Source organism: Pseudoalteromonas sp. BMB (assembly GCF_001709235.1).
GTDB classification, from domain to species: Bacteria; Pseudomonadota; Gammaproteobacteria; order Enterobacterales; family Alteromonadaceae; genus Pseudoalteromonas; species Pseudoalteromonas maricaloris.
Genome location: NZ_MBQA01000179.1, coordinates 1 through 26,077 on the forward strand (window position 1 = coordinate 1; position 26,077 = coordinate 26,077).

A 26,077-nucleotide genomic window follows, 5' to 3' on the forward strand; every position below is an offset into this window, starting at 1 on the left:
CCCCAAAATCGACCAGCATATGCAACAAGCCGCCCAAGAAATTGGGCAGCGAGTTAATAAAGCGTTGGATGAGTATCAAGGTCAATCACCAATTCGAGGCGTCACCGATAAGCCCACCAAAGCCAAAGCTGATGAATTGGAGCCGCCAAAAGGGAATGAGCTGCCCAGCGGTCAAAACAAGTTATTACCAGCTAAAAAACTAGAGATACAAGCTTCCGATTATGCGAGTTTAATTAATTCAAATAAACCTTGGTCTTGGAAAGATTTTCCAGATGGCGATAAGCTTACTATTAAAGAAAAAAGAGCAATCAAGCAAAAGGCTATTGATAAAGGTTTGGTTCCTAATGTTTCGTTTAAATCTGGAACAAAATACCCTGACTTTGCGTCAGCTGGTTTAATTAAAGCAAAGTTAGAATTACCAGAAGGACTATGGAAAAAATCAGATTACATTCAATTTAAGTGGCTCGATGAAAAGTTGCCTGTAGGTATGAGAGATGGTAACACTTGGCATCACTCAGAGATTCCTGGTGTTATGGAGTTGGTTCCTTTTGGTCCTCATAATATGATTAACCACCAAGGTGGAAGGTCGAAAGGCCATTGGGCATACAGCAAAAGATAGAGGTTATATATGATCACTAAACGTAATGACTCTTATGAGTTAAATAACTCAAGCATATTTGAATTGGAAAGCTTTTGCAGAGTTAAACTTCCACATTCATTTATCGAGTTTTTCCGCAACAACAATGGCGTTGCTTTTGAAGGCTTAACTTACGACATAGACAATGAGGAGCGGTTGATTGAGCGAACACTTCTTATCACAAACGATTCAAATTTGTCAGACGATATTATGCAATACGAAATAAAAGTGGTGCTCGCTCAGATTGAAGAGCGCCTAACCGACAATGAAGATTTAGTGGGTGCTGAGCTACTTCCTTTTGCTCATGTTTTTGGTGGAGACTTTTTATGTTTAAACTTCAAAGATAGCAATATTGAACCGTCAGTTGTACTCTGGGATCATAATGAATCAGATGAATTAAGTCCTGTTTTTGTACTAGTTTCAGATAGTTTTGAAGCTTTTGTTGAGCGTCTTTGATAGGCTGAATATGGGTAAAATAAATGATTAGTTTGCGCCCCCTTATCAGCATTGGATATTGGGTGTCGTAATTAAGAAAGGAGCTTGTCAGACACGTGAACCAATTTCGGCGGAAAACTGCACTGTTCAGACCGGTTGTTTATAACTTTGTAAAACACACTGGTCGTGGAGATTCGATACGTCGCAAATATGTACGAACCTCAATTGACGATGAACTTGAGGCAGAGCTGACCTTCAGTGTTAATGGTAGTTAACACTGTATGCTCTCACCCTAGGATCGAGAGCTCCAAACTCGAAAAGATCTACAATCAATTGCAAAAAATAATAAAAAGATCTGAAAGTCTAGATCCTTAAAAACAATATCAGAAAGTGGGTTGAAGGTGGTTATATTTCATTGCCCAAGGGATTTCATAAATAAGGCGCATTAAAATGACCAAAGAGGAATGCCTAGAAGAAGACGACTATTATACTCAGGGGTTTGAAAAAGAAGGTGTTGTTTCTATATGGCTTGGAGTTGAAGCTACGGATAAATCTATAGAAGTTGATGTTCTACAAGATCTGTGTGGCGTTGGTTATTATGACTTAGCAAATCAAGAATCTGAGTATATAGAATCAAGAATTGTCGATATTGCAGAACTTTTTACAGAAATATCTTATGCAAGTTCCTTTGAAAAAAGTGCCATAGACTCTGCTAAGTCAATCGGTATTACCAAAGCAAGGTGGCTTATTTGTCAGTTTGATTTTGATTATGACCCTAAAAAAATAACACGCTCTGTTCAAAGTGACCCTGTTTTTATCGGTTCATTTGCTTATGAGGAAGATGATTAGAATCTCAAGTGGATGTGAATCCATATCTATTTATTAAAAAGAACGTGAGTATTTTCTAAGTAAGTTAACTTATCATTAAAAATATTTTTATTAGTCATGATTAACGAAGTAGTAATAGTAGTTATACGCTATCAAAGCAAAATTCGCTGGTTTAAGGGTGAACGAGAGTTATGGATATTAGATTTGGTAAAACTAAGAGACGCTTTTATAGAAAATGGATATCAAGTTCCAGAGCTTGACGACTCTGATAGGTTTGGCCTCCATACTTTAGATGAAAATAATGTAGAAACTTTTCTGGATAAAATTCAGGGTAATGAAATAAGTTGCAGCGAACTAAGTAAGAGACTGGCATCTAGGTTCCCATCAGCTAGATCTTGGTGGGATGTTGCTGATTTATTCCCTAGCATGTTTATCGACTTTGATGCTAAAAGTGTAGCCGCATTTTATCATGAGGGTGTGCAAATGGAAAAGTACATACCACAACATTGGAACGGTGAATTTATAGATTTTGCAAATGAGTACCCAGAGAATATTTTTCCTGATGATGACAAGTTCTGGGTAAAAGGCGATTCTGACTTACTTAAAGTTCTAAATGAACGAGCTAGAAAGCAATGATACTATTCGAAAGCTGTGTTCGCTGATTTTCGGAGAAAATTAGGACAACACATCTAAGATAAAAGCTTTTATTAAATAGTCAGGATCACCAGCTCAACTCATAACTTCTTAGCGCTTCGCGTGTCCGAGTTAATTGAGAATACTAACATCGTTTTACTACCTTCAAAATCAGATGCTGTAGGGGTTATTCAAAGCCACCAATAGAGGCCCAAGACATGTCACAACCGTAGGCAAGGTTATCTTAAAAAATACCGGAGAGTCTCTCTCCGCTGCGCTTGCCGTTTTACGCAAGCTCGGTAAAGGCGACCCAGTTAAATACCTAAGAGACATCAACTGGCAAGACCTAGGAAAACAATCCGCCACGGAAGTTAAAAACATCGTCAAAGGCATGCAAGCCACGGTAAAACGCCTAGACGACGTCAACACCACACCAGAAAAGCATAACTTCTCGGCGGATAAACCACCTCCCACTACGCTATCCGGCTTGTGGTTTGAGGAGTCAGTGTGATGTGGGGCGACGTTTTCTTGATTCGCTCAATAGCGTTGTTTCAACGGAATAAACGAGGAGCACATAAATACCACTTTAAGATATTTTTGGCTCTAACTACAGAAGTGCTGTACGGGGAATAACTAGACTAGGTTCCAAGAAAAACCCCACTGGATACGAGGTTACAGATTTTTCAAACGGAAACGCCAAAGCTATATATCTAATAGAAGATGGTAACATTAAATTGCACACATTATACCCTGAACTAAAGAAGTAAATATACGATGAATAAACTTGAAGATCCTTTAAGAACCATTTTAAAAACTTATTGTCATGTCGAAAGCTATGACCCCAGTATTTTGAGAAGAGCTGTCGGCATTGGAGAAGACTCCCCTTATGACTTGATTAAAGTCAGAGCCCAACTTCGGGAGGTTATAGACTTAAATCTTATTTCACTAACAGAGTATGAAGAATTAACAGACGAAGATTTTGACTCGATAGAGGACCTTCATGAATGGCTAGAGGAGCTCTATTCAGAGTTATTATGAAAAGTTAGCGAGTGAAATTCTTATTCGCAGGCTTTACCGAACACGGTTTTGAATAGACCTGTAGAGCTAATGTCTAGCTTTATAACCCTTCTCATTGCTGATAACACTAGACATAACTGAAGCGGTAAAACCAGCCAGAGCGCTAACCAAATGATGTGGGGATCCGAGCTAATAGATCGGTTTCTCCCATATCAATACCAATCTGGCTGAGTAATGTCGTTATTTGCCCTCTATGGTGCGTCTGATGATTAAATAAATGATGCACTAAAAAACCAAACTTGCGAGAAAAGGTTTTACCTTGTGTGTTTTTGTAGTGTAAATCGGCTGCAAGCGCCTCCTCAGTGACTTCATTCGCAAATTCAATAATCACCTTATCCATTTCAGCCCTTGCCTGTCTCAACGCTGCAAAATCTTCATACAACATCGCATCAAGTTTTGTCGGCAGCCGCATCGTTGCTATAGCGTTCAGTGCTTCAATATGGTGGCTATGCTCTGTATAGCGCTTAAGCCAAATAATATCAGCAACAAGAATATGGTTTAACGAGCCCATGATGGAGCCAAAAAAAGCCCCTCGATCTTGGTGTAATTCCGTGACGCTCAATCCCGAAACAGCTTCATATAACCTTTCGTTCATCCAGCGATTGTAATCCGCCATTAATTCAAAGTTTGCTTTCATCTAAATATTCCCTGCTCTTGTAAAAATTGACTAATCTCAACTTAGCGGCATTGGCTAGGTTAAAAAATACAAATATTTGAAGTTGAAAACAATCAATTTTATTGAACACTTTAATCTTAACTATCAATTATACAAATCAAAATGCGCGCGGCATAATGGCTACATCAACTTAAGAAGGAAAGCAAAATGTTAAAAAATATTGAAGGTCAACGCGTACCACAGGTTACATTCCCAATTAGAGAAAATGAAGAGTGGAAGCACGTCACCAGCGATGAAATTTTTAAAGGTAAAACTGTAGTTGTATTTTCTTTGCCTGGTGCTTTTACACCAACTTGTTCGTCTACGCACTTACCGCGCTATAACGAGCTTGCTAGCGTATTTAAACAAAATGGTGTCGACGAAATCGTGTGTTTATCCGTTAATGATACATTTGTAATGAACGCATGGGCACAGTACCAAGAAGCGCAGAATATTACACTACTACCTGACGGTAACGGCGAATTCACTGACGGCATGGGCATGTTAGTTGATAAAAACGATTTAGGTTTTGGCAAACGCAGCTGGCGTTATTCAATGCTGGTAAAAGATGGTGTGATTGACAAAATGTTTATCGAACCAGAAAAGCCTGGCGACCCGTTTGAGGTATCAGACGCAGATACTATGCTGGAGTACATTAACCCGCGCCAAATCAAACCAGAGCCGGTTACCGTTATTAGCAAGATTGGCTGTCCATTCTGTGAAAAAGCCAAAGCCTTGCTAAAAGAAAAAGGACTGGCATATGAAGAGCTGGTACTTGGCCAACAGGCATCGCTAACCAGCCTTAAAGCGCTGTCTGGTCGCGAAACCGTGCCGCAAGTATTTATCGGCGGTAAACACATCGGTGGTTCAGACGATTTAGCTGAATATTTCGCTTAATCACTCATCCCCCACAACATGACTTGGTGAACTTGCTCACCAAGTCAAAATGTTCCCCCTCAATGCAACAAAACACAATGACTAATAACTGACTGTCATGGGGGAGTATACCAATTTGTCTTAATACTTGCTCAATTTGAAGGAGCAAATCTGACGCTAACTGCGTTAAAAATTTCTCATTTAGAACAACTAAATAGCAAAATTTTTGCCTGGTTATCGACAAGATTTTCTCGCCTCAAATAGACCTCTTAATTAAGTAAATTGGTATCACACTTTCTGATTTCGGAGCAAAAAATGAAAAAGATAAACACCGACGTAGTCGTGATTGGTGCGGGAACAGCGGGTCTCAGCGCCTATAGAAATGCCAAAAAATATACCTCAGAAGTACTGATGATTGAGTCTGGCGTATACGGCACAACATGCGCACGAGTTGGTTGCATGCCGAGCAAGTTACTGATTGCCGCAGCTGAAGTCGCACATCAAATTGAAGTCGCACCTAAATTTGGTATTCATGTAAAACCCGCTGAAATTGACGGTAAAGCGGTTATGGCGAGAGTCAAACGTGAGCGAGATCGCTTCGTTGGCTTTGTCGTCGAAGCTGTCGGCGAATTGCCTCTGCAGGATAAACTACGCGGCAGTGCAAAATTTATCAACAGCCATACGGTGCAGTTGGACGACCACACTCAGATCACAGCCAAACGCTTTGTAATCGCAACAGGTTCTAGACCTAGCTACCCCGGTGCATTTAATAGTTTTGGCGACCGCTTAGTCATTAACGATAACGTTTTTGACTGGGATGACTTGCCTGACTCAGTGGCCGTATTTGGCCCCGGCGTGATTGGCTTAGAACTAGGTCAAGCGCTACACCGACTTGGCGTAAAGGTCAAAGTATTTGGTGTCGGCGGTGGCCTTGGACCACTAACCGATCCAATCGTCAAAGACTATGCCACCACGGTGTTCAGTGATGAGTTTTACCTCGACACAGATGCCAAAGTATCAGATATGAAACAGGTCGGTGACAAAGCCGAGCTTACCTACATTGACAAACAAGGGAAACCACAAACCGAGCAGTTTGACTATGTGTTAGCAGCCACAGGCCGTGTGCCCAATGTTGATAACCTTGGGCTAGAGAATACCACGCTTGAACTTGATGACCGAGGCGTACCGCTAGCCGACCCACATACCATGCAATGTCTTGATGGCTCTGGTAACGCCCCGATTTTTATTGCAGGTGATGCCAGTAACCAGATCCCGCTTCTACATGAAGCCGCAGATCAGGGCACGATTGCAGGTGAAAATGCCGGTCGCTTCCCCGATGTGAGAGTGGGACTTCGCCGCGCAAAGCTTGCGGCTGTATTTAGCGACCCACAAATTGCCATGGTTGGAGCAAGTTATAAAGAACTGGAAAAGCAATATGGCAATTGTGGCTGCTTTGCCATCGGAGAGGTGAGCTTTGAAAACCAAGGCCGCAGCCGCGTGATGTTAAAAAACAAAGGTCATATGCGAGTCTACGCTGAGCAAGGCACCGGATTATTCTTAGGTGCCGAATTTGTCGGCCCTGCTGCTGAGCATATGGCGCATTTACTTGCTTGGGCGCTACAAAACAAGATGACCGTGCCGCAAATGCTCGACATGCCTTTCTACCACCCAGTGATAGAAGAAGGCCTAAGAACGGCACTGCGAAATCTAAATGCAAACTTGAAGTTTGGCCCGGATATTATCAAGCACTGCTTGGAATGTGGTCCTGGTGCTTAATACAAACATTGCTGGAGCCGGCCTTAAATGCTGGCTTTATCTTTTTACTGCATTGCTTTAAATTCTCTGGCGAGCTCTCTATTTACCGCTTTTATCGTTTTCACTACGGACTTTTCAGAGACAGGGCTCGAAAAGTAATAACCTTGAATTTTATCTACTCGTGCTTCTTTGCACACATAATACTGCTGATAGTTCTCAACACCTTCAACAACAATGCTCAACTGCAGGCTCTTAAGCATATCAATCAAACCCTTAAATATCCTTTTCCCTCTATCGTCTACCTCAATTCTGTCGGTAAGCGATTTATCCAATTTAACAATATCAATTGGATAATTGAGCAAATGTGATATTGAAGAATAGCCCGTTCCAAAATCATCTAGCGCAATCTTGCAGCCAAGCTCTTTAATGCGGCTTAGGCTTGATATTACCCGTTCACTTTCATCCAAAAGCGCAGTTTCTGTTAGCTCAAAGGTAAATAAAGTACCGTCAATATCGACTCGTTTTAGACAATCATTGATATATGCTGGTAGAGAAATGTCTCCGAGCTGTAATGGCGACAGGTTTATCGCTAAACGAATAGGATATCCGCACTTTGTCTGTATCAGTTTCAATGTAGTGATCGCGTGCTCAATAATCCACTTCCCCAACGGTTCTATGAGCTTTGACTCTTCAGCGATTGTAATGAACTCTTGAGGACTACTTGTGTATTTTGCAGTAGGCCATCGGATCAACGCTTCGAGAGACACAACTTTGGCCTGCTGAATATCTACAATCGGCTGAAACGCCAACTCTAACTCTTGCCTCTCTATCGCACCTCTTAAGTCTTGTTCCACGTTATACTTCATTTGGAACTCAGTCTGCATATTATCTTCAAAAATGCACGCTATCGCACTTTGCGAGGATTTAGCCCTAAATAGTGCAATATCAGCAAAACGTATTAATTCATCAGCATTATTACCATTGAGTGGGTAAAGAGAAATTCCCATTCTTACTTGGCAGTAGATGTCCAACTCATAAATTGAATAGCTTCGGCTTAGTAACCGGATAAGCTTTTCAGCTTCTATTTTAATTTGAAGCGGGTTGTCACAAGACACGATCAAACAAGCAAACTCGTCTCCACCAAAACGACTGACAATATCCTCTTGCTTGGTGTGCCTCTTAAAGCTTGCTCCTAGTTCAAGTAAAAGTTGATCAGCGATTTCATGGCCAAAGCGGTCATTTATCTTTTTAAAATCGACGATATCAACGACAAGGATCCCAGCACACTTATAGCGCTTTTTATCGGCTTGCATCAGCCGCTGGCAGGTTTCTTCAAAATAGTAACGATTATACAACCCCGTCAATGAGTCGCGTTCAGCCATCTGCTTTACTTGCAGGTAGCTTTTATGCAGTTGACTTTCTAGCTCAAAGCGTTTCCTTGCTTGGATAATAGAACGGCTCAAAAGCGATGCGGTGACTTCTTCTTTGAGTAGAAAGTCCTGTACGCCCAAATCTAGACATTTCAAAACCAACTCTTCAGAATGCGAATTGCTGATCATGACTATGGTTAAATCTTTAATATGGTTAATACGCTTAAGTTCAATAAGTAAGTCCAAACCATTTTTGGACGGCATATTGTAATCCAGTAGTAATAGGTCGAAGCAAAGCTCTTCTAGCGCAAAGATTCCTTCTTCTACTGTACTAACTTCTGTCAATTGATGTTCAATCCCGCCTTTCACTAAGGAACGGCGGATCATCTTTCGGTCAACTACATCATCATCAACGAGCAATATATTCATTTACAACCTCATTACTTAGTTGGAAACTGTACAATTCGCCAATATCCATCCAACATATCAACAAGGCTCATCATTGAGTTACTTGCTTCTTCTTTTAAAAAATATCCTGCTACGTTTTTTTCATAACTATGATGAATATCATCTTCATCTTTCGAAGTTGTGAGTACGAACACGACGGTATCTTTTAACTCTGGGTCATCCCTCAACTTACCTAAAAACTCAAGCCCCCCCATGCGAGGCATTTTTAAATCTAATAGAACAATAAATGGATAATCTATTTTTTTAGTTTGTAAGAATTCTAACGCTTCAACGCCATCAATTGCCCGAACCATAGGGTTCATAATCTTGCGTTTTGAAAAGCTACGCTTTACTGTCATATAGTCAATGTCATCATCCTCGACGACCAGCACTGTAATATCATTATTTTGCATAAAATGAATACCTAATTTGGGTTAACTCTGGTATCAACTTTTGGCCACTTGATCACAAATTCAGTGCCAACATTACTATCCACAATGTCGACCGAGCCACCATAGAAATTGAGCACTTTTTTAATTATTGCCAAACCCATACCACTACCTTCTTGTTGATCTCTAGGTTTAAGCGTTTGGAACATTTCAAATACTTTCTCTCTATACTCAGGTGGGATCCCCGGTCCATCGTCAATAAAATGCATTTCATATTCTTCTGGGCTTTCTTTAATGTGGATTATTAGTGAGCCATTTTCACAGTCGTGGTGTTTAAGCGAGTTGCTAATTAAATTGCGGGTAACTACTTCAAGTGCTGTTTTTGGTAAGGTGACAAATAAAGAAGTACATTCCAACTTCAGCTTCGCCTCAATATCAATCGAGTCATATATCTCTTTTGTAAACTCGCTGAATTCAAACGTTTCGTTTTCACTATGCTTTCGATTTACCCGCGAGTAAATCAGTAAATCATGGAGCAATTTACTCATTCTTGACACACGTTGCTGAATTAAATCAAAATTCTCCTTAGCGCCTTCGGGTAACTCATCGCCGTAGTCTTCATCAATCCAAGTTACCAACTTGGAAATCGCATTGAGTGGCGCTTTTAAATCGTGAGAGGCAATATAAGCAAATTCGTCTAAGGCTTCATTGGAGCGCTTTAACTGAGCGACAAGATGCTCCCTTTCGGTCACGTCACTGGAAAGCCCTAAAATAAACGTCGCGCCTTTGGCATCATAGAATCGCTTTTTGCGAGTAAATAATGTTCTTACGCCACCATCTGGGAAATTGATAATCTCCAAACACTCTGCATACCCTGTTTCCAAGGCTTTTTTATCATCTTTAATGAACTCTTCTATTTCTTCTGGTTGATAATAGTCAAGTGTGGTGTAGCCAATAATTTTCTCTCTGGCTTCTTCTGGATACATGGAGCGAAAAGCATCGTTCGCTTTTACGATCCTAAGCCGATCATCTTTGATAAAGGCGTAGTCCGGAATATTGTCAAAAATTAAATCGGAAAGAGAATCATCACCAACAAATCTGTCTGCTTTCTCAAGTGAGGTTGAGTCTGTCATTAGGAATTTACATTGGGAACAGGTAATAAGATCTATAGTAGGAAAGCGATATTATTCAAGATAAAAGTAATGTAAATGTTAAATAACAAGTGTGCTTCAGCACAAAAATGTCTACACTATTATTCGTGCAAGATACTTTATTTGCAGTGCGATACTTACCTAATATTAATCCTGTTAATAGCAACATAAGTGCATTTTGACTTTTTAAACATAAAGACATAGCACACAATCTAAGCCTGCAACAGGAATAAAGGCAATAGCATGTTTGAAGACGTAGTAGAACTAAATAACTGTACTATAGTAGTCGTAGAAGACTCGCCACTCACTCAAAAGGTGCTATGCGCATGTTTAGAAGACATATGCAAAGTCGTCGCTTTTGAAAGTGCTGAGAAGGCCTTGGAATATGTAAAACTTGCATTGCCAGATTTAATCCTAATGGACTGGATGCTCGAGGGGATAACGGGTATAGAGGCTTGTACAGAGCTTCAAAAAGATCCAATAACCGCCCGAATTCCTGTCATATTTGTGACATCCAACATTAAAGAAAATCAGCAAGAAATGTGCTGGGATGCAGGTGCTGTCGATTTCATCAGCAAACCAATTGTGGCGCGAACGCTATTTAATCGGGTACTTACCCACCTAAAGTATAAAAAGCAAGCCGATCAACTTAGGGAATATTCATACGTTGACGGACTTACAGAAGCGTTTAATCGCAGGTTATTTGATACTGACTTGGAGCGCCACTATCGTGGTGCAAAGCGCTCTATTAGTCCGCTTAGTGTCGTAATGTTGGATGTTGATTATTTTAAGCTCTATAACGACGAATATGGTCATTTAATGGGTGATGATGTCTTGAAGGTTTTTGCTAACACCGCCAAAAATCATATTCGTCGACCTATGGACGCTCTGTACAGATACGGCGGTGAAGAGTTTGCCATCTTACTGCCAAACACCCCCTACTCTTTCGCTTTAGAGATTGCGCAAAGAGTGGTACAAACCTTCTTCGAAACCGCTATTGAACATAAACTTTCACCACTAAAAGCTGTATCGGTTAGTGCTGGTGTCGCTTCACTTAGTGAGGATAATATCAATCAAACTGTTGAAGAGTTAGTAGAAAGAGCAGATAACGCGCTATATGAAGCTAAAAAGAATGGTAAAAATCGAGTGTTTGGAGAGGCAAGCTAGTAGCTATTCATTAATATACTTTCCTGGATTCTCATCGCCACAAAGGGCGGATCAGCGCAATCTCTGAAGTAGGTAAAGGGAGCGGCTTTAGTGTCTTGCTTTAGTGCTGTTCTTTTTGTTAAAGAAAAATAGCAACAACAAGGAATTAGTCATGAAACTTCCACTTATCGATAACGCCGAGGCAGAGTATATTCCAGCGTTTCTTACCAAGGCAGAAAGCCATTCACTGTATCAGTGGTTAATCAAGCACTGTGATTTATCTCAGCCTGAAATCATCACCTTACCTAACGGTGGAAATACAGAGATTAGACCCTGGAAAATGATGTTTGTAGAGCCAAGGCTCGAAGATCCAGCGGTGTTTCCTAGCTATCATGGTAGACGCCAAGCTTGGCCTGATTTGATTGCATCAATACAGCAGCGATTACAGACTCAAATAGGTATCGAATTTAGCGTCTGTGTCTGTATTTTTTATCCAGATGGTAAAGAATACATGGACTTTCACAGTGATCTGTCCGCATTTGGGCCAACTAATGTTATCGCTTCTTTGAGCTTAGGTGCCGAGCGCTTGTTTCAAGTTCGTCATCAAGCAAAACCCGATGAGCAATTTGAACAGCTGCTAGAAGACGGTTCGTTATTCATCATGGGAAATGGCTTTCAAACGCAGTTTCAACATGCCATACCTCCTGCACCTAAAGAGGTTGGTGCTAGATTCAATCTGACCTTTCGGCAGTTTACTTGGCCCAATATTACGTAGGTGAACGATGAAAGTGGGATTCTATCAATTTGCTGTCAACTATGGCGACCCTCAATGCAACCGGACAACCATAGAAAAAACTTTATCACAAGCTGACTTTGATCTCATCGTCTTACCTGAATTATGTACTTCAGGTAGCCTCTTTCTTTGCCACACTCATATGGAGGAAATGGCAGAGGAGTTATCCGAGAGCACAACTATCAGCCTGCTTCAATCTATCGCACAACAGCAACACGGTACTATCATCGCAGGCATCATTGAAAAGGCAGGCTGTGAGCACTTTAATAGTGCGGCTATAGTGGGTCCAGAAGGGATTGTTGGCGTACATCGCAAGGTTTTTTTAGCACCGCCCGATAAGCGCTTTTTTCAATCAGGTAATGCATTCAAAGTGCACGAAGTAATGGGTATTAAAGTGGGTATTTTATTATGTTACGACATCTGGTTTGAAGAGGGGCTGATGCAACTCACCGAGCAGGGCGTACAGCTCATTGTGAACCCTTCAAATTATTGTGGCGAAGACAGCCTTGATACAATCATAAAACAAGCCAAGAAGTATAAAGTCCATATTATGTCAGCCAATCGCCTAGGAATGGACCACAGCAATGGCACGGGAATTCAATTTATCGGCCAAAGCCTTCTTGTGAGCCCTAATGGCGAGGTACTTATACTCGGCGATGCTAAGGAGCAGCTTATCACAACCGAAATAGACTTCTTGACCCCGTCATAAAGGTAACGAGAATTATCACCGTCAGAAGCTGCTCAATTTTGGTTTTGCATCCACTGCAATTCTTGATATTATCGCAACTCGTTGGGGAGTAGCCTGCTTCCAATGCTCGGAAGAGTTCGTATCAACATAATTGGCCACATGCCATGGTGCGGACACCTCTCGGTTGGCGAGACCATCGATATATCCATGCCTGTGGTCGGGCGTGTGGATGTATCGTGGACTCAAATCGCCCGACCGGAGCAATGTAAATGAATTTCGTCACCCTGCTACTGTTAGCATACGCCATGTCTACCGATGCGTTTGCTGCGGCAATCGGTAAAGGCGCCAGCCTAAAATCACCTCGGCTTACCGAAGCCATAAAAATCGGCCTCATTTTTGGGATTATTGAAGCCAGTACACCGCTGATTGGCTGGTTAATAGGACAATCTGCAGCTGGCTATGTCGAGGCTTGGGATCATTGGATTGCCTTTATCTTATTGTTAGGACTTGGCGCTCATATGATTTATGAGAGCCTTAAGGGTGACGATGATGCACCAACGCAACACGCAAAGCAGCCTTGGTTAAAAACCATTATCACAGCGTTTGGCACTAGCATTGATGCAATGGCTGTCGGTGTCAGTCTCGCATTTGTTGATGTGAATATATGGCTCGCCGCTGCGCTCATTGGCCTTGCCACCACCATGATGGTAACAATTGGGGTGATGATTGGGCATTCGGCTGGAAAGTTTCTTGGTAGTCGAGCTGAAACCTTTGGAGGGGTGACCTTAATCTGTGTGGGGACTTGGTTGCTATATAGCCATCTTTCGATTTAATCTGACTCGCAGAAAGAGCGGTATATTTACCGCTCGCTTACTTATCCCTTTACCTTAGGGCTAATGGCTTTTACGCCTTTTTAATCGCTTTTTTCAGCTTTTTGATTTTCGCTTCATGCTTTTCAATCTTTGCTTTACGCGCTTTCAGCTCTTTTTTAAGCGCTTTAACATCGCTTTTCTTCGCCATAACTAATCTCCTTTGGTTGTTTTGCGAACACCTACTACCATAGCAAAGTGACTGACAATATCAAACTACACCTGCGCAACTGCGTTACCTGTCATCTAAGAGTGGTAATTTTGACCAAATACTATTTTGTACAACTAAATATTAGTAAATAAATAGAGTAAGTTGATATTAAAAAATACTAACCATTTGTTTTATATGTGATTTAATATTGGCTTGGTTGTTGCTACTCTAACCACAAATCAAGAGAACGGAACCAACCATATGTCTGTACCATTAAAAGATAGGCCTCTCGAATCCGTCAGGGAAGAGGTGATTGACCAGTTAATTCTAAATTACAGCCACGGTGAGCTTTCGGCTGATGCATTCGAGAGACGATTGGATAAAGCATACGACCTGAACGAACAAGAACAAATTGCAGCACTTAGTGCTGATTTACCGCTCAAGTCGGATGCAAGATATCACAGCGAAAAAGCCGCTCGTTTGGGTCCAAAATTTACCTCAAGCGTAGATGGTGCTGAGGCAATAAGCATTACCTCTATACTTAGTTCCAACCATCGCAGTGGCGAGTGGGTCGTACCTAAAGAGATCCACCTAAAAAACTACCTTGGCAGCTTGGAACTAGATTTTAGCAACGCAATTTTTAGTCACCCTGAAGTACATATTTATATAGATTGCATTTTAGGCAGTGACGAAATTTTTGTACCAGACACAGTCGATGTCGTCACCGATATTCGTAATATTATGGGTTCAGTAGAAAACACAAGAAACACGCTTGCATCTGCAGGGCAGGTGAAACAGCGTCCACGAATTTATATTCACGGCAGAATGATTTTGGGTAGCATTGAAGTTAGTGTAAAGCGCTCGATGAAAGCGCAAATAAAGCAATTTGCCGACGGCCTTAAATTCCTATTTGGTGACGGCACGAAATCCAAAAGCTAAAGCTTAATAAAAAACCCCTTGGTTCAGGGGTTTTTTATTATCCAAATAGCAGAGTAAACTTTTTACTTCTCTACCGGAAAGCCTCTATCACGCATTAGCGCCTCAACTTCAGCGTCACGGCCTCTAAACTTGCGATACGCTTCTGCTGGATCCATTGAGTTGCGAACTGAGAATAGGTAATCCACTAAACGCTGTGCAACGTCTTTGTCGTAGAAGCCACCTGGCGCTTCAGCAAACGCTTCTGCTGCATCAGAAGTTAATACCTCAGCCCACAGGTAACCGTAGTAACCCGCTGAATAACCTTCACCTGAGAATACGTGACCAAAGTGAGTTGTACGATGACGCATCACGACCTCGTCCGGCATGCCAAGCGCACCTAACTGAGACTTTTCGAATGCAACAGGGTCGCCAATCTTGTCAGGATCTGTGGTATGGAAAAGCATATCCATGATAGCCGATCCAAGGTATTCAGTCGTCGCGAAACCTTGGTTAAAGGTTGCTGACTTCTTGATTTTCTCGATTAGCGCTTTAGGCATAGGTTTGCCTGTTTTATAGTGAACTAAGTAACGATTGATCACTTCGTCCGTTGCCAACCAACGCTCCAATAACTGAGATTGGAACTCAGTGTAGTCGCGCACGCCAGAGTTTGAACTTGGGTACTTCACGTTTGATGAAAGCGCATGCAGCGCGTGGCCAAACTCGTGGAAATAGGTTTCTGCATCTGACCAAGAAATTAAGGTCGCTTCACCTTCAGGTGCTTTCACAAAGTTGGAGTTGTTTGAGCTAAGCACATTTGTTTTACCATCAAATGTTGTATGGCTACGATATGATAAGGCCCATGCACCAGAGCGTTTACCTTTACGTGCGAACGGGTCTAAATACCAAAGGCCGATATTATCACCGGTGGTTTTGTCTGTTACTTCCCATACACGAACGTCAGGGTGGAACACTGGTACTGAGCCCTTGGGCACTTCGCTGAACTCAAAGTTAAACAAACGGCCTGCAACATAGAACATTGCTTCACGCAGATTGTCTAGCTGTAAATAAGCTTTAACTTCGTTTGAATCCAATTGATATTTAGCTTGGCGAACCTTCTCGGCGTAGAAACGGTAATCCCATGGCTTGATGGTGATATCAGCGCCTTCTTTGTCGGCGATCGCTTGCATGTCAGCAACTTCTTCTTTCACGCGGGCAATTGCTGCTGGCCACACTTTTTTCATCAGCGCCATCGCATTTTCAGGCTTTTTCGCCATGCGATCTTCAAGACGCCACTGCGCGTAATTATCGTAACCCAGTAAGTTAACGCGCTCATGTCTAAGCGTTAAGATGTCAGAGATAATCGCTTTGTTGTCGTACTCACCACCGTTGTTGCCGCGGTTATAGTAGTTGTTCCATACTTTCTCGCGTAACTCACGCTCTGTTGAGTAGGTTAAAAATGGATCCATTGAGGAGCGAGAGTTGGTAATCGCGTACATATCCACCTTGCCGCGCGCTTTTGCAGCAGCCGCTGCCGATGCAACAAACGACTCAGGCAAACCTGACAACTGCGCTTTAGTGAGGAAAACCACGTAGTTTTCTTCATCTGCAAGGACGTTATTTGCAAACTTAGTATGTAGCTTTGATAGTTCAAGATTAATGTCTGCGTAACGCTTAGCATCTTCACCTTTTAGCGTCGCACCATTGCGGGCAAAGCCGTTATAACGCATCCAAGTAATACGCTGCTCTTCTGCTGTTAGCTTTTTATATTCAGCACCTTCATATACTGCTTTTACACGTGCAAAAAGGGCTTGGTTTTGGGTAATTTTAGAGCGGAACTCTGAGAACTTAGGCACAACTCGCGATTGGATTTCTCTAAACTCTGGGCTTGAAATGTTTGCACTCCAAAGACCATAGTAGGTAAAAACGCGATCCAAAGCGGCACCCGCTCTTTCTAGCGCAACAATGGTGTTCTCAAAAGTTGGCTTCGCAGGATTGTTGGCTATTGCTTCAATTTCTTTCAAATTATCAGCCATACCAATTTCAAGTGCGGCTTCTAAATCCTCAAGCTTCATTTTGTCAAAATGAGGAACACCTTGATAAGGACCTGAAAACTCCTGTAAAAGCACGTTATCATATTGCTTACTTTGCAGTGATTTGACCGGTTCTTGGCTTTGGTCTGCAGTGCCCGCACAACCCGCAAGGGCTAAACATACGGCTGCACTTAATAATGTGATGGAAGGTTTGAACATATTGTTTCATCGCTTGTTGTGATCGTGGGCAAGATATTACGGATCGTCTCTAAAAGTGCAATCGCTTTGCGGGAGAAACAAGGTTCTCTGCGATGGAGCAGAAATGTTAGAGTTCATAGTAGCTTAAAGACACTAAAACGACAGTGAGTGGAGTTTTTTCATGGGTTGTTACAATTTACCTTGAAAATTTAACTAAAATCAGCCAAGTTAGTAAAAAACTGATCTATGAGAAGAAATAATGGAAGTTGGTATTTTTATCTATGACGGTGCGGAGTGTTTAGATTTTTGCGGCCCGTTTGAGGTATTCAACACCGCAAAGCGATTTATCGAAACACCGATTAACGTCAGCCTTGTCGCGCCAAGTCATGTTCCTGTTACCTCGCGTGGCGGTATGAGTGTAAACCCCCATTACAGTATTTACTCGCATCCAAAGTTTGATTTGCTCATCGTAGTTGGCGGACTTCATCACCAAATTTGCGGAGATCACAACGTACTTAATTGGCTTGCAGAAACAGCGAATCATACCTCTCAGTGCGCATCTGTTTGTACGGGTGTGTTTTTATATGCAGAAGCAGGCCTTATTGATGGCAAGCGAGTCACCACCCACTGGCAGGATATCGACGATTTGAGAGAGCAATATCCCTCTTTAGAAGTCGTTGAGGACGTAAGATTTATGATGGATCAGAATTTTACTAGCTCAGCGGGTATTTCGGCAGGTATAGATATGAGTTTAGAGTTGGTGAAAAAACGCTTTGGGCAATCTGTTGCAAGAAAAACCGCAACCCAAATGGATTATGACTGGCCTAGAAGTTAATAATGGTGAGTAACCTCACCATTATTCAACCAAGGCCTCACTCACTTTAGCCACTGTTGATATCTACAAACTCTAGCTCACTCACGCGTTTTTTCGCAAATACGACGACTTTATCGTATTCACTTTGCGCTTGTTCCAAGTGTGATTTACACTGCCCTGCTTGGTGTTCACACGCATAAGTCTCTATTTTATCAAGCAGATCAAAGAGTGCTTCTGCGGCTAAATCACCAGCTTGACCTTTAAGTGCATGGCTGTATTTTGCCGATGCGTCGCAATTACTATTTTTGATACTCAATCTAAGCTGTTGCATTTGATTTTCAGAGTCGTTCAAGAATAAGGTGTACACCTTTTTAAGTAATTCTTCATCCCCAGAGAGGCGCTCAAGCACGTCAGCTTCGTTTATCGGCAGGCTTATTTGCTCTTCTGCCACACTTTCAAACGGTTGAATAAGCACAGAATCATCATCCTTAGCATGCACACCTAGCGCATCTAGCACGTCAAATAACTGTTCGACGACCACAGGTTTAGTCACAAACTCATCCATTCCTGCATTGAGACAACGTTCTTTTTCACCCGCAAGGGCGCTGGCAGTCATCGCAATAATGATCGCATCTTTATACTTATCACCACCTTGACCTTGACGGATCGCTCTTGTGGCCTGATAACCATCCATTCCTGGCATATTACAGTCCATAAAAATAGCATCAAAATCAACCTCTTGATGCTCAAATAACAGCAGTTTATTCACAGCATCTTGACCATCAACGGCAAAACTCACCTTAGCTCCTTGTCCTTCCAAAATGCCTTTTGCCACAATCCGGTTGATTTGATTATCGTCTACCACCAAGAAGTGACAGCCCGCGACCAAGTTACCACTTAACGCGACTGTCTCACCTGACTTCTTCAAGCTAGGCTGTAATCGAATTGCTTTATTTAAGTCAAACAGCGCGACAAACTCTCCAACCCGAAGAGGTGAAGAAATATGCACTATGTTATCAGCATCGTTAATATTCTGAAGTTCATCCCCCACTAAAATAAGTTTCTCAAAATGATTTTGAGCTGATTTCACTTGAATATAATCTTGCTCATTGGTAATGATGCATATATCACACTGCGTCTCTTTCTCAACGTACTCACCAGCACATAGAGCGATAAGCTTAGCAACAGTCTCTGACTCCAGTTTTGTTTTGCTGAACACAGAGACTGTTTTACCGGCCAATACTTCAGGCACGTTGATGGGCTTAGTTTGCGCACTAGAAAAGGGTAATTCAAACCAAAACTTGCTTCCTTTAAACTTTTCACTCTCAAAGTGAATATGGCCGAGCATCTTTTCGACTAACTGCTTACAAATAGAGAGTCCAAGGCCTGTGCCTCCAAACTCGTTCGAGGTATTAGCAGATTCTTGACTAAACGATTGAAATAGCTTGTTTTGATTAGCTTTTTCAATTCCAACTCCAGTGTCTTCCACAGTGACTTTAAGCCATACCGTGTCGTCTAACTGTTCGGTGGTAACGGTCAATTTCACATGACCTTTTTTAGTAAATTTAATTGCGTTACTGAGGAGGTTATAAATTATTTGTTTAACGCGCGCCGCATCACCGCACAGTTCAATATGCGCTAAACCAGTTTGGTCCAAAATATAAGTGATACCCTGTTCTTTGGCTTTCGCCGACATAGATAGCGCGACATGCTCAATGACAGAGAGCGGGTTGAATGGTTCATTATCGATATCCAGCTTACCCGCTTCTATCTTCGACAAGTCCAGTACATCATTAATTAACGACAAAAGCGTAGTCGAGCTGGTTTCCATCATTTCTAGGTACTTATGTTGGTGCTTAGTAACGGGCTCTTTTCTCACCAAGTTTAGTGATCCTAAAATCCCATTGAGAGGTGTCCTCATTTCATGGCTGATAGTGGAAATAAATGCACTTTTCACTTCTGACGCTTTCGCTGCTTTATCCCGAGCCTCCACCAGCTCTTTGGTGCGCTCCTTCACCTCTTGCTCCAGTCGTTCATTTGCACCAACTAACTGTGCTTCCGCTTCTTTTTTCGCAGTGATGTCTTCAACGAATAGTGCGACCCCCTGAATGCGTCCATTTCCTGCATAGATTGGAGATAAACTAAGTGAAAGCCAGATGTTTTCATGGGCATTTAAGTCTAGTTGTAATGACTTAGACTCCACCACTTCGCCCTGTAAAACCATATTGGCATAGTGAAATAAAAACTGATGCACAGCCTCTGGCAAAAACTGTGGGTTGTTACCTAAACGACTGTTATTCAGCTGCTTAAAGAAGCGCTGTGCCGACTCGTTAAAACTGGTGAGCTTTAAGCTGTTATCAAAGCCAAGCACACCATCTGAGGCACCATCTAAAATCGCCTTAAACTCTGCTCGCGTTGAATCAAGCGCACGTAAACTATGGGTATATTGCCAAAATGCAAAAAAGACGAGAGCGAATACACTGCAAGCAATCGCGAGTAAAATATAGGTGGTTAATCGTTTTTCATTGAGGCTTTGCTGATAAACAGCAAAAGGGATAAGATTAACGAGCTTAACTTCTAAGTTGTTAAAGTTAGCCCCTTCAACCTTGCTAATGAGCGCAAGAAACTGCTCTCCCGTTGATTTTTCTTCCACCAGTTGGATTTTATTGGACCATGGCGTCACGCGATATAATGTTTGAAAGTTGATTTCGGGGTTTAAATCTTTGCTGTATCGTAGCGAAAATTCAGGGTGATAAATAAACGAGTCATCTGCACCTAAAAGCATCACTTTTTGCATACTTGGCGCTTGGGAGACAAGCCTCTCTATCATCTTTTCAGCATTGGTATTAATTACCAATATACCAAATAAGTCGTTATCTATATCGTAGGTCGGTAAGGTAAAGCGTTTGGTTGGTTGAAAAGGCGTGACGACCTGTCCGTGCTCGCGATTTAAGTTGATTGTTGTAGAATAGATAGCGCGTTCTGGCAGTTGCAGTGCTTGGATAAAGTAATCACTTTCGCTCTTATCCTGTAGTTTGCTATCAGGTACAGCGATGACCTGCCCTAGCTGCCGTTCAACCCTAACCATCTCAACGCCTGTATGGGCGTCAAGTAGGCGGATTTGGTTAAGGCCATCATACGAATATAACATTGACCTAAAAATCGTACTTAGTCGTGCCCGCCAAACATCAAGCGGCGTGTTTTCTTGAGGGTCGATACCATCGTTTTTTTCCGCTCTGGCGATACCCTGAATTGGCGGGGTATCTAGCAGAAAATAGAGAAACCGGCGGTTATCGTCTATCTCTCCCAAGTAAATATTGTTTTGTGCCGAATGTACCTGCTCCAAGCGCTGATAAAAGCCCTCGTTCAGGTCACGATGGATACTGTTTTCAAAATATAAGATGGCACTCACCATCACGGCGAGCAGCAGTACAATAGCGCCCTTAGCAATATTGGAAGAAGACACATTTTCTCCTTGGACAGTGGCCTGACTGTTAGGCATAAAGACCTAAAATGCGTTTGCACTTAAGCACAAAGGGCTGCTACAAGCAAACGCATTATTAAATCTAGTCCAAATAGAAACAAAGACAAAGATTAGTTACTCTGCTCGCGGGATAAGAAGTTAGGTTATTTACACCGTGATCCCTTTATGGTTATGAGAACGGTGATAATCAATGCTTGGTCCTTCTGGTACTACTTGGGTTGGATTGATCATCGTATGGCTAAAGTAGTAGTGCCTTTTAATGTGGTAAAAATCAACCGTATCTGCAATACCTTGATGTTGATATAAGTCACGCACATACGCAGAAATATTGGGGTAATCTTCGATTTGCTTAATGTTGCACTTGAAGTGACCATGGTACACGCTGTCGAAACGGATGAGAGTCGTAAATAGTCTCCAGTCGGCTTCCGTTAATTGTCCTTTCACAAGATAACGTTGCGCAGCGAGTCTTGCTTCGAGCTTATCTAGCGCGTTAAATAACGCGCTTACCGCATTGTGATAAGCATCTTGGGTTGTCGCAAATCCGGCCTTATATACGCCATTGTTGATATTGTGATAAACAAATTCGTTTATTTCATCGATTTCATGCTGTAACGCCTCTGGGTAATAATCGGTGTCGTTTCCCGTTATCTGGTTAAACGCACGATTAAACATACGAATGATTTCACTCGATTCGTTGCTCACGATTTGCTCCGTTTGTTTATCCCAAAGGACTGGCACCGTGACTCGACCCGAATAATTTGGGTCGTTTTTCGTATACAGCTGATGCATAAAACTGAGCTGATACAGGCTATCACCGACTTCTGGACGCTGACTGGTAAAGCACCAACCTTGGTCTAACATATCAGGGTCTACAATCGATACATCAATATGCGCCTCTAATTGTTTAAGCTGTCGGAAAATAAGCGTTCTATGAGCCCAAGGACACGCAAGGGAAACATACAAATGGTAGCGTCCGGATTCGGCTTTAAAACCCGCTTTACCCGTTTGCCCCGCATTGCCGTCTGCTGTTACCCAATTTCTTAGTTTTGCAGACTCACGCTCAAACTTGCCTTGGCTACTTTTTGTGTCATACCACTTATCGTGCCATTGACCGTCAATTAATAATCCCATGTAAACCTCCTATACAATATCGCCGAAGCGTCCTTGTTGATAATCTTTTACCGCTTGCTGAAGCTCCTCTTGGGTATTCATCACAAATGGTCCCATATGCGCTATTTTTTCATTAATCGGCCGCCCTGCGAGGATCAAAAAGCCAACATCATCCGTCGCGAGGAGATCAAGGTTTTGGCTTGGGTCAAGCTCAAGCAGCGTTTGCTCCCCATAGTTTTCAAATCTGCCCGAATGAATGTAGATCATCACCTTGCCAAACTGAACCAGTTCAAGGTGTAATTGACTACCCGCAGTTAAGGTCACATCGGCAAGTGCTCCCTCCCCAGCAAGAGACTGTAATGATGATGTAAGTACTTCGCCCGCCACTTGCCATGTGCCCGCCAGTGCTTTGAAATGACCAGCTTTTGCTATCGCTTTTTGTGGTGCAGGCTGCTCAGTTGTATCTTGATATCTAGGCGCTCGCATTTTGTCTTCTGCCGGCATATTTAACCAAATTTGAAAGCCATGCATGCCTTGTGCGTCACTTAGCGGCATTTCTGAATGCACCACACCACGCCCGGTGCTCATCCACTGCACATCACCGCTGCGAATGGCTTTAACATTACCCATTTGATCTCTATGCTCAAAGCCGCCTTTGCGAATATAGGTAAAGGTTTCAATGCCTCGGTGTGGGTGCGGTGGGAAGCCAGCCATAAAGTCACTGCGATTATCTGATTTCAATTCATCAATCATGAGATAAGGATCTAAACTCTTGCCGTCAAATCCAGCGATGCGGTTAATATTTACGCCAGCACCATCTTGTGTTGCCTGTGCTTTGTTAGTTCGGATAATTTTCATAATAGCTCTCGGGTTAACCTGAACTTGGGGTAATAAGTTCAGCGCCATAATTCAATGGTTAGCCTACCAAACCTGCGCGAGAATAAAATTAGTCAAATTTGGCTATTTCGTTCTATTACATCGAATGATTATTCCCATCTATTACAGCGCACGGTCATACTGGTCAGAACAGTCTTTAACATTGCTCGCATCTAACAATTTTTAACAGTATTTACACAATTATCTGACAAGCTTGTGGAGCTACAATTTAACCCTTAATAGGAGCAAAGGATGAGGTCCCTAAGTTTATTGTTTGCGCTGGCACTACTTGCGGCGTGTAGTTCAACAAGTCCGGTAAGCGTAAATACGGTTGCAGGTCCCCCAACGAATCTTACGGTTGAGATCACTGATGTGACCAATACCAATGGTCAAATGCTAGTACTGCTATTTGACAACAGCGCTGACTACCACAGCGATAAAAATGTGAATGATCCAGACGCTCACTTTTTTCGCAAGCTGATTGTCACACCGCAAACTCCTACCACGACGGTCACTTTTGAAGGCGTGCCTGCAGGCCAGTATGCGATCCACGTGATCCATGACGAAGATGGTGATGGCGGCATGGATCGGATGATCTTCCCATTTACCGGCATGCCAAGTGAGCCTTATGCGCTGTCGAATAACATTCACGATAGCTTTTCAAAAGGAGATTTTGAAGAGGCTTTGTTTACAGTAAAGGCCCCTGACACTAAGATCCAACTTGCCCTCTCTACACATTTATCAAAAATGACAGGGCTGTAATGCTGAATACTCACAGGTGTTGCAATGCCTGTGAGTTCTCTTTTTAAGTTCTGACATTTGTCATTTTATTTTCTGACAACCCTCACTCACGCTTCATCTTACAGCAGCGCATACTGCAAATAGTACAGTTCAGTAGGAGCGAAGACCGTGAGCAATGCCATTGAGTTATCAAATATCAGTTTTGCATACAACAATACTAAGCCAATATTAGCAGACCTAAACCTTACGCTTGAACAGGGTAAGGTATATTCCATTCTTGGTCCAAATGGCGCAGGAAAAACCACCCTGATCAATATAATGCTTGGCAGACTAAGACCCACATCAGGACGAGTTTCAGTTCTTGGCCATCAGCCTGAGTCTGATTTTTGTCGCCAGCGCGTGGGTGCCATGATGCAGTTAGGCGGACTACCTCTGCAAACCAAGGTGAAGGAGTTTCTGGCGTTATTTGCAAGTTACCATCAAGCCCCAATTCCATTGGAGCGGCTAATTTCCCTCTGCCAATTAGCACCATTTTTAGAACAAACTTTCGATACGTTATCTGGAGGTCAAAAGCAACGACTGTTTATGGCAATTGCACTAGCAGGCAACCCCGACATTGTTTTTTTGGATGAACCTAGTGTTGGTATGGATGTTGAGTCAAGACAGCAACTGTGGCAGGCCGTACGGACGTTAAAACAACAAAATAAAACGGTACTCCTTACCACACACTATCTTCACGAGGCGGAAGCATTAGCGGATGAATTGTTAGTTTTAAAAGAAGGAAAATGTACCAAGCTTAACGACATACCTGAGCTTGCCAACACCTATCGTCGCTCACAAATCAAGTTCACCAGCGACCTGTCTGCTGCTGCACTGGTTAACGCACTTCCCATGATAGATCTGAATGTTAAAGGTGATCAGTTCACTATATTGACGGACGAGCCAAACCATATTTTGCAGCAGTTATTAGAGAAATTTTCTATCCGCAATTTGTATGTAGCCCCAATGAGCCTCGAAGAAGCTTATTTATCCCTAATGAATGCTAGGAGCGCTTAACCATGATAAACACAGCATCCTTTATACTTGAAAGCAAAACTGAACTTTTGAGCACATTTAGAAGTAAGGGTTTTGTGATCCCAGCCACCCTATTTCCTTGCTTGTTTTATCTTTTCTTCGGCGTGGTGTTCAGTCATCATGACTCCCATAACTATATGTATATCAATTATCTGATTTTTGGCATGATAGGACCTGCGCTATTTTCCTTTGGCGTTAACGTTGCCCTTGAAAAGCAAAATGGTTGGCTGATACTCAAGCAGCTCTCTCCCGTTTCTCCCTATCAGTATCTGCTCGCAAAATGTGTGAGTGCGACGGCTTTTTCATTGCTCGTAGCCTGCTTAATGAGCTTGCTGGCATTATTTTCTGGCGTGTCTTTAAGTTTAGCTCAATGGTTACTCGTGATTGCCATTGCCCTACTCGGCACCTTGCCTTTGTGTATGTTAGGGCTGTTAGTTGGGCTGTCAGTGTCAGCAAAAGCGGCACCTGCAGTGGTTAATTTAGTTTACCTACCACTCTCATTGCTTTCTGGCCTGTGGCTACCTATCACGCTATTTCCTGAAGCAATGCAATGGTTTGCTTGGCTGTTGCCAACTTTCCATATTTCCCAATTGGCGCTTTCGACCATTGATGCCACCTTGGGTTTTCCAGTTTACCTCCATGCGGCCGTCCTAATTACACAAACGCTAGCATTATTTTTTGTCGCACAAATTAAATTTAAAAAGGCTTAACAGGACAACCAAAAGCGCACGGCCCCAACCCTGTGCGCTTTTATTTTGTAATTACTTAACCTGAGGTTTGGATAAGGAATGTTCCAACTCATTGTTGCTAAAGCACAACTTAGTTTTTTCCTTGTCTAGCCAGAGAGTTTTAGGGAAAACACCGCTTCCGCGTCCTGCTCTCGCTAAGGTACCTACATCCTGTAGGCAAGGCGAATTTACGCACCAATAGCT

General features: G+C 42.4%; 24 protein-coding genes and 1 riboswitch. Of the genes, 16 read left to right on the top strand and 8 right to left on the bottom strand.

Features of this window, described 5'->3' with window-relative positions:
- From BB427_RS16080 to BB427_RS16100, 5 genes are all read left to right on the top strand, one after another.
- Positions 1–619 (top strand): HNH endonuclease signature motif containing protein (locus BB427_RS16080; RefSeq protein ID WP_069021867.1); only part of this gene is annotated, 619 nt, incomplete at its 5' end.
- Positions 620–628: 9 nt separating this feature from the next.
- Entirely contained in the window at positions 629–1,093 is a 465-nt protein-coding gene (locus BB427_RS16085; RefSeq protein ID WP_010379457.1) for an SMI1/KNR4 family protein, read from the top strand.
- Between the two features lie 429 nt (positions 1,094–1,522).
- Entirely contained in the window at positions 1,523–1,921 is a 399-nt protein-coding gene (locus BB427_RS16090; protein ID WP_069021869.1) for an immunity 22 family protein, read from the top strand.
- Positions 1,922–2,017: 96 nt separating this feature from the next.
- Entirely contained in the window at positions 2,018–2,536 is a 519-nt protein-coding gene (locus tag BB427_RS16095; protein WP_069021871.1) for a group-specific protein, read from the top strand.
- Positions 2,537–3,307: 771 nt separating this feature from the next.
- The gene (locus BB427_RS16100) at positions 3,308–3,571 is read left to right on the top strand and encodes a hypothetical protein (RefSeq protein WP_069021873.1); all 264 of its coding nucleotides are present in this window, start codon (positions 3,308–3,310) and stop codon (positions 3,569–3,571) included.
- A 142-nt stretch (positions 3,572–3,713) separates the two neighbouring features.
- Here BB427_RS16100 and BB427_RS16105 read toward each other — a convergent pair whose 3' ends face one another.
- Positions 3,714–4,247 carry a DinB family protein gene (locus BB427_RS16105; protein ID WP_069021875.1) on the bottom strand — a complete coding sequence of 178 codons (534 nt, stop codon included), beginning with the start codon at positions 4,245–4,247 and terminating at the stop codon, positions 3,714–3,716.
- Positions 4,248–4,433: 186 nt separating this feature from the next.
- On the opposite strand from BB427_RS16105, the gene BB427_RS16110 reads away from it, so the two are divergent.
- Both BB427_RS16110 and BB427_RS16115 read left to right on the top strand, forming a co-directional pair.
- Positions 4,434–5,162 (top strand): glutathione peroxidase, encoded by a 729-nt coding sequence (locus BB427_RS16110; protein ID WP_069021877.1) that lies wholly within the window; start codon positions 4,434–4,436, stop codon positions 5,160–5,162.
- Positions 5,163–5,456: 294 nt separating this feature from the next.
- Positions 5,457–6,917 carry a dihydrolipoyl dehydrogenase gene (locus tag BB427_RS16115; protein WP_069021879.1) on the top strand — a complete coding sequence of 487 codons (1,461 nt, stop codon included), beginning with the start codon at positions 5,457–5,459 and terminating at the stop codon, positions 6,915–6,917.
- Between the two features lie 44 nt (positions 6,918–6,961).
- On the opposite strand, the gene BB427_RS16120 is transcribed toward BB427_RS16115, so the two are convergent.
- From BB427_RS16120 to BB427_RS16130, 3 genes are read right to left on the bottom strand one after another with little or no spacing between them, the layout of a single operon-like run.
- On the bottom strand, positions 6,962–8,695 hold the full coding sequence (locus BB427_RS16120; protein WP_069021881.1) for a putative bifunctional diguanylate cyclase/phosphodiesterase: 1,734 nt from the start codon (positions 8,693–8,695) through the stop codon (positions 6,962–6,964).
- 11 nt (positions 8,696–8,706) lie between these two features.
- Positions 8,707–9,126 carry a response regulator gene (locus BB427_RS16125; RefSeq protein ID WP_045989821.1) on the bottom strand — a complete coding sequence of 140 codons (420 nt, stop codon included), beginning with the start codon at positions 9,124–9,126 and terminating at the stop codon, positions 8,707–8,709.
- A gap of 11 nt (positions 9,127–9,137) precedes the next feature.
- Positions 9,138–10,235, bottom strand: coding sequence for a sensor histidine kinase (locus BB427_RS16130; protein ID WP_069021883.1), 1,098 nt, complete (start codon positions 10,233–10,235; stop codon positions 9,138–9,140).
- Between the two features lie 261 nt (positions 10,236–10,496).
- Here BB427_RS16130 and BB427_RS16135 point away from each other — a divergent pair, with 261 nt between their 5' ends.
- From BB427_RS16135 to BB427_RS16155, 5 genes are all read left to right on the top strand, one after another.
- Complete coding sequence (locus tag BB427_RS16135; protein WP_045989819.1) at positions 10,497–11,420, top strand: GGDEF domain-containing response regulator; 924 nt, start codon at positions 10,497–10,499, stop codon at positions 11,418–11,420.
- Positions 11,421–11,571: 151 nt separating this feature from the next.
- Positions 11,572–12,174, top strand: a complete 603-nt coding sequence (locus BB427_RS16140; protein WP_069021886.1) for an alpha-ketoglutarate-dependent dioxygenase AlkB — start codon at positions 11,572–11,574, stop codon at positions 12,172–12,174.
- 7 nt (positions 12,175–12,181) lie between these two features.
- Positions 12,182–12,901, top strand: coding sequence for a nitrilase-related carbon-nitrogen hydrolase (locus BB427_RS16145; RefSeq protein ID WP_069021888.1), 720 nt, complete (start codon positions 12,182–12,184; stop codon positions 12,899–12,901).
- Between the two features lie 71 nt (positions 12,902–12,972).
- Positions 12,973–13,142, top strand: a riboswitch (yybP-ykoY riboswitch).
- Positions 13,143–13,149: 7 nt separating this feature from the next.
- Positions 13,150–13,713, top strand: coding sequence for a manganese efflux pump MntP (locus BB427_RS16150; RefSeq protein ID WP_039495455.1), 564 nt, complete (start codon positions 13,150–13,152; stop codon positions 13,711–13,713).
- 448 nt (positions 13,714–14,161) lie between these two features.
- Positions 14,162–14,839, top strand: a complete 678-nt coding sequence (locus BB427_RS16155; protein WP_069021891.1) for a LiaF domain-containing protein — start codon at positions 14,162–14,164, stop codon at positions 14,837–14,839.
- A gap of 62 nt (positions 14,840–14,901) precedes the next feature.
- On the opposite strand, the gene BB427_RS16160 is transcribed toward BB427_RS16155, so the two are convergent.
- On the bottom strand, positions 14,902–17,067 hold the full coding sequence (locus tag BB427_RS16160; protein ID WP_069021893.1) for a M3 family metallopeptidase: 2,166 nt from the start codon (positions 17,065–17,067) through the stop codon (positions 14,902–14,904).
- 238 nt (positions 17,068–17,305) lie between these two features.
- Between BB427_RS16160 and BB427_RS16165 the strand changes: the two genes are divergently transcribed.
- A complete protein-coding gene (locus BB427_RS16165; RefSeq protein ID WP_017216953.1) occupies positions 17,306–17,881 on the top strand; it encodes a DJ-1/PfpI family protein in 576 nt (191 codons plus the stop codon).
- Positions 17,882–17,927: 46 nt separating this feature from the next.
- Here BB427_RS16165 and BB427_RS16170 read toward each other — a convergent pair whose 3' ends face one another.
- From BB427_RS16170 to BB427_RS16180, 3 genes are all read right to left on the bottom strand, one after another.
- Positions 17,928–21,326 (bottom strand): ATP-binding protein, encoded by a 3,399-nt coding sequence (locus BB427_RS16170; protein ID WP_069021895.1) that lies wholly within the window; start codon positions 21,324–21,326, stop codon positions 17,928–17,930.
- 165 nt (positions 21,327–21,491) lie between these two features.
- Positions 21,492–22,475, bottom strand: coding sequence for a glutathione S-transferase family protein (locus tag BB427_RS16175; RefSeq protein ID WP_069021897.1), 984 nt, complete (start codon positions 22,473–22,475; stop codon positions 21,492–21,494).
- 9 nt (positions 22,476–22,484) lie between these two features.
- A complete protein-coding gene (locus BB427_RS16180) occupies positions 22,485–23,312 on the bottom strand; it encodes a pirin family protein (RefSeq protein WP_069021901.1) in 828 nt (275 codons plus the stop codon).
- Positions 23,313–23,582: 270 nt separating this feature from the next.
- On the opposite strand from BB427_RS16180, the gene BB427_RS16185 reads away from it, so the two are divergent.
- The 3 genes from BB427_RS16185 (at position 23,583) to BB427_RS16195 (ending at position 25,855) form a co-directional block, all read left to right on the top strand.
- On the top strand, positions 23,583–24,092 hold the full coding sequence (locus BB427_RS16185; RefSeq protein WP_069021899.1) for a DUF2141 domain-containing protein: 510 nt from the start codon (positions 23,583–23,585) through the stop codon (positions 24,090–24,092).
- Positions 24,093–24,239: 147 nt separating this feature from the next.
- A complete protein-coding gene (locus BB427_RS16190) occupies positions 24,240–25,127 on the top strand; it encodes an ABC transporter ATP-binding protein (protein ID WP_045965105.1) in 888 nt (295 codons plus the stop codon).
- A gap of 2 nt (positions 25,128–25,129) precedes the next feature.
- Complete coding sequence (locus tag BB427_RS16195; protein ID WP_039495447.1) at positions 25,130–25,855, top strand: ABC transporter permease; 726 nt, start codon at positions 25,130–25,132, stop codon at positions 25,853–25,855.
- The last annotated feature ends 222 nt before the right edge of the window (positions 25,856–26,077 follow it).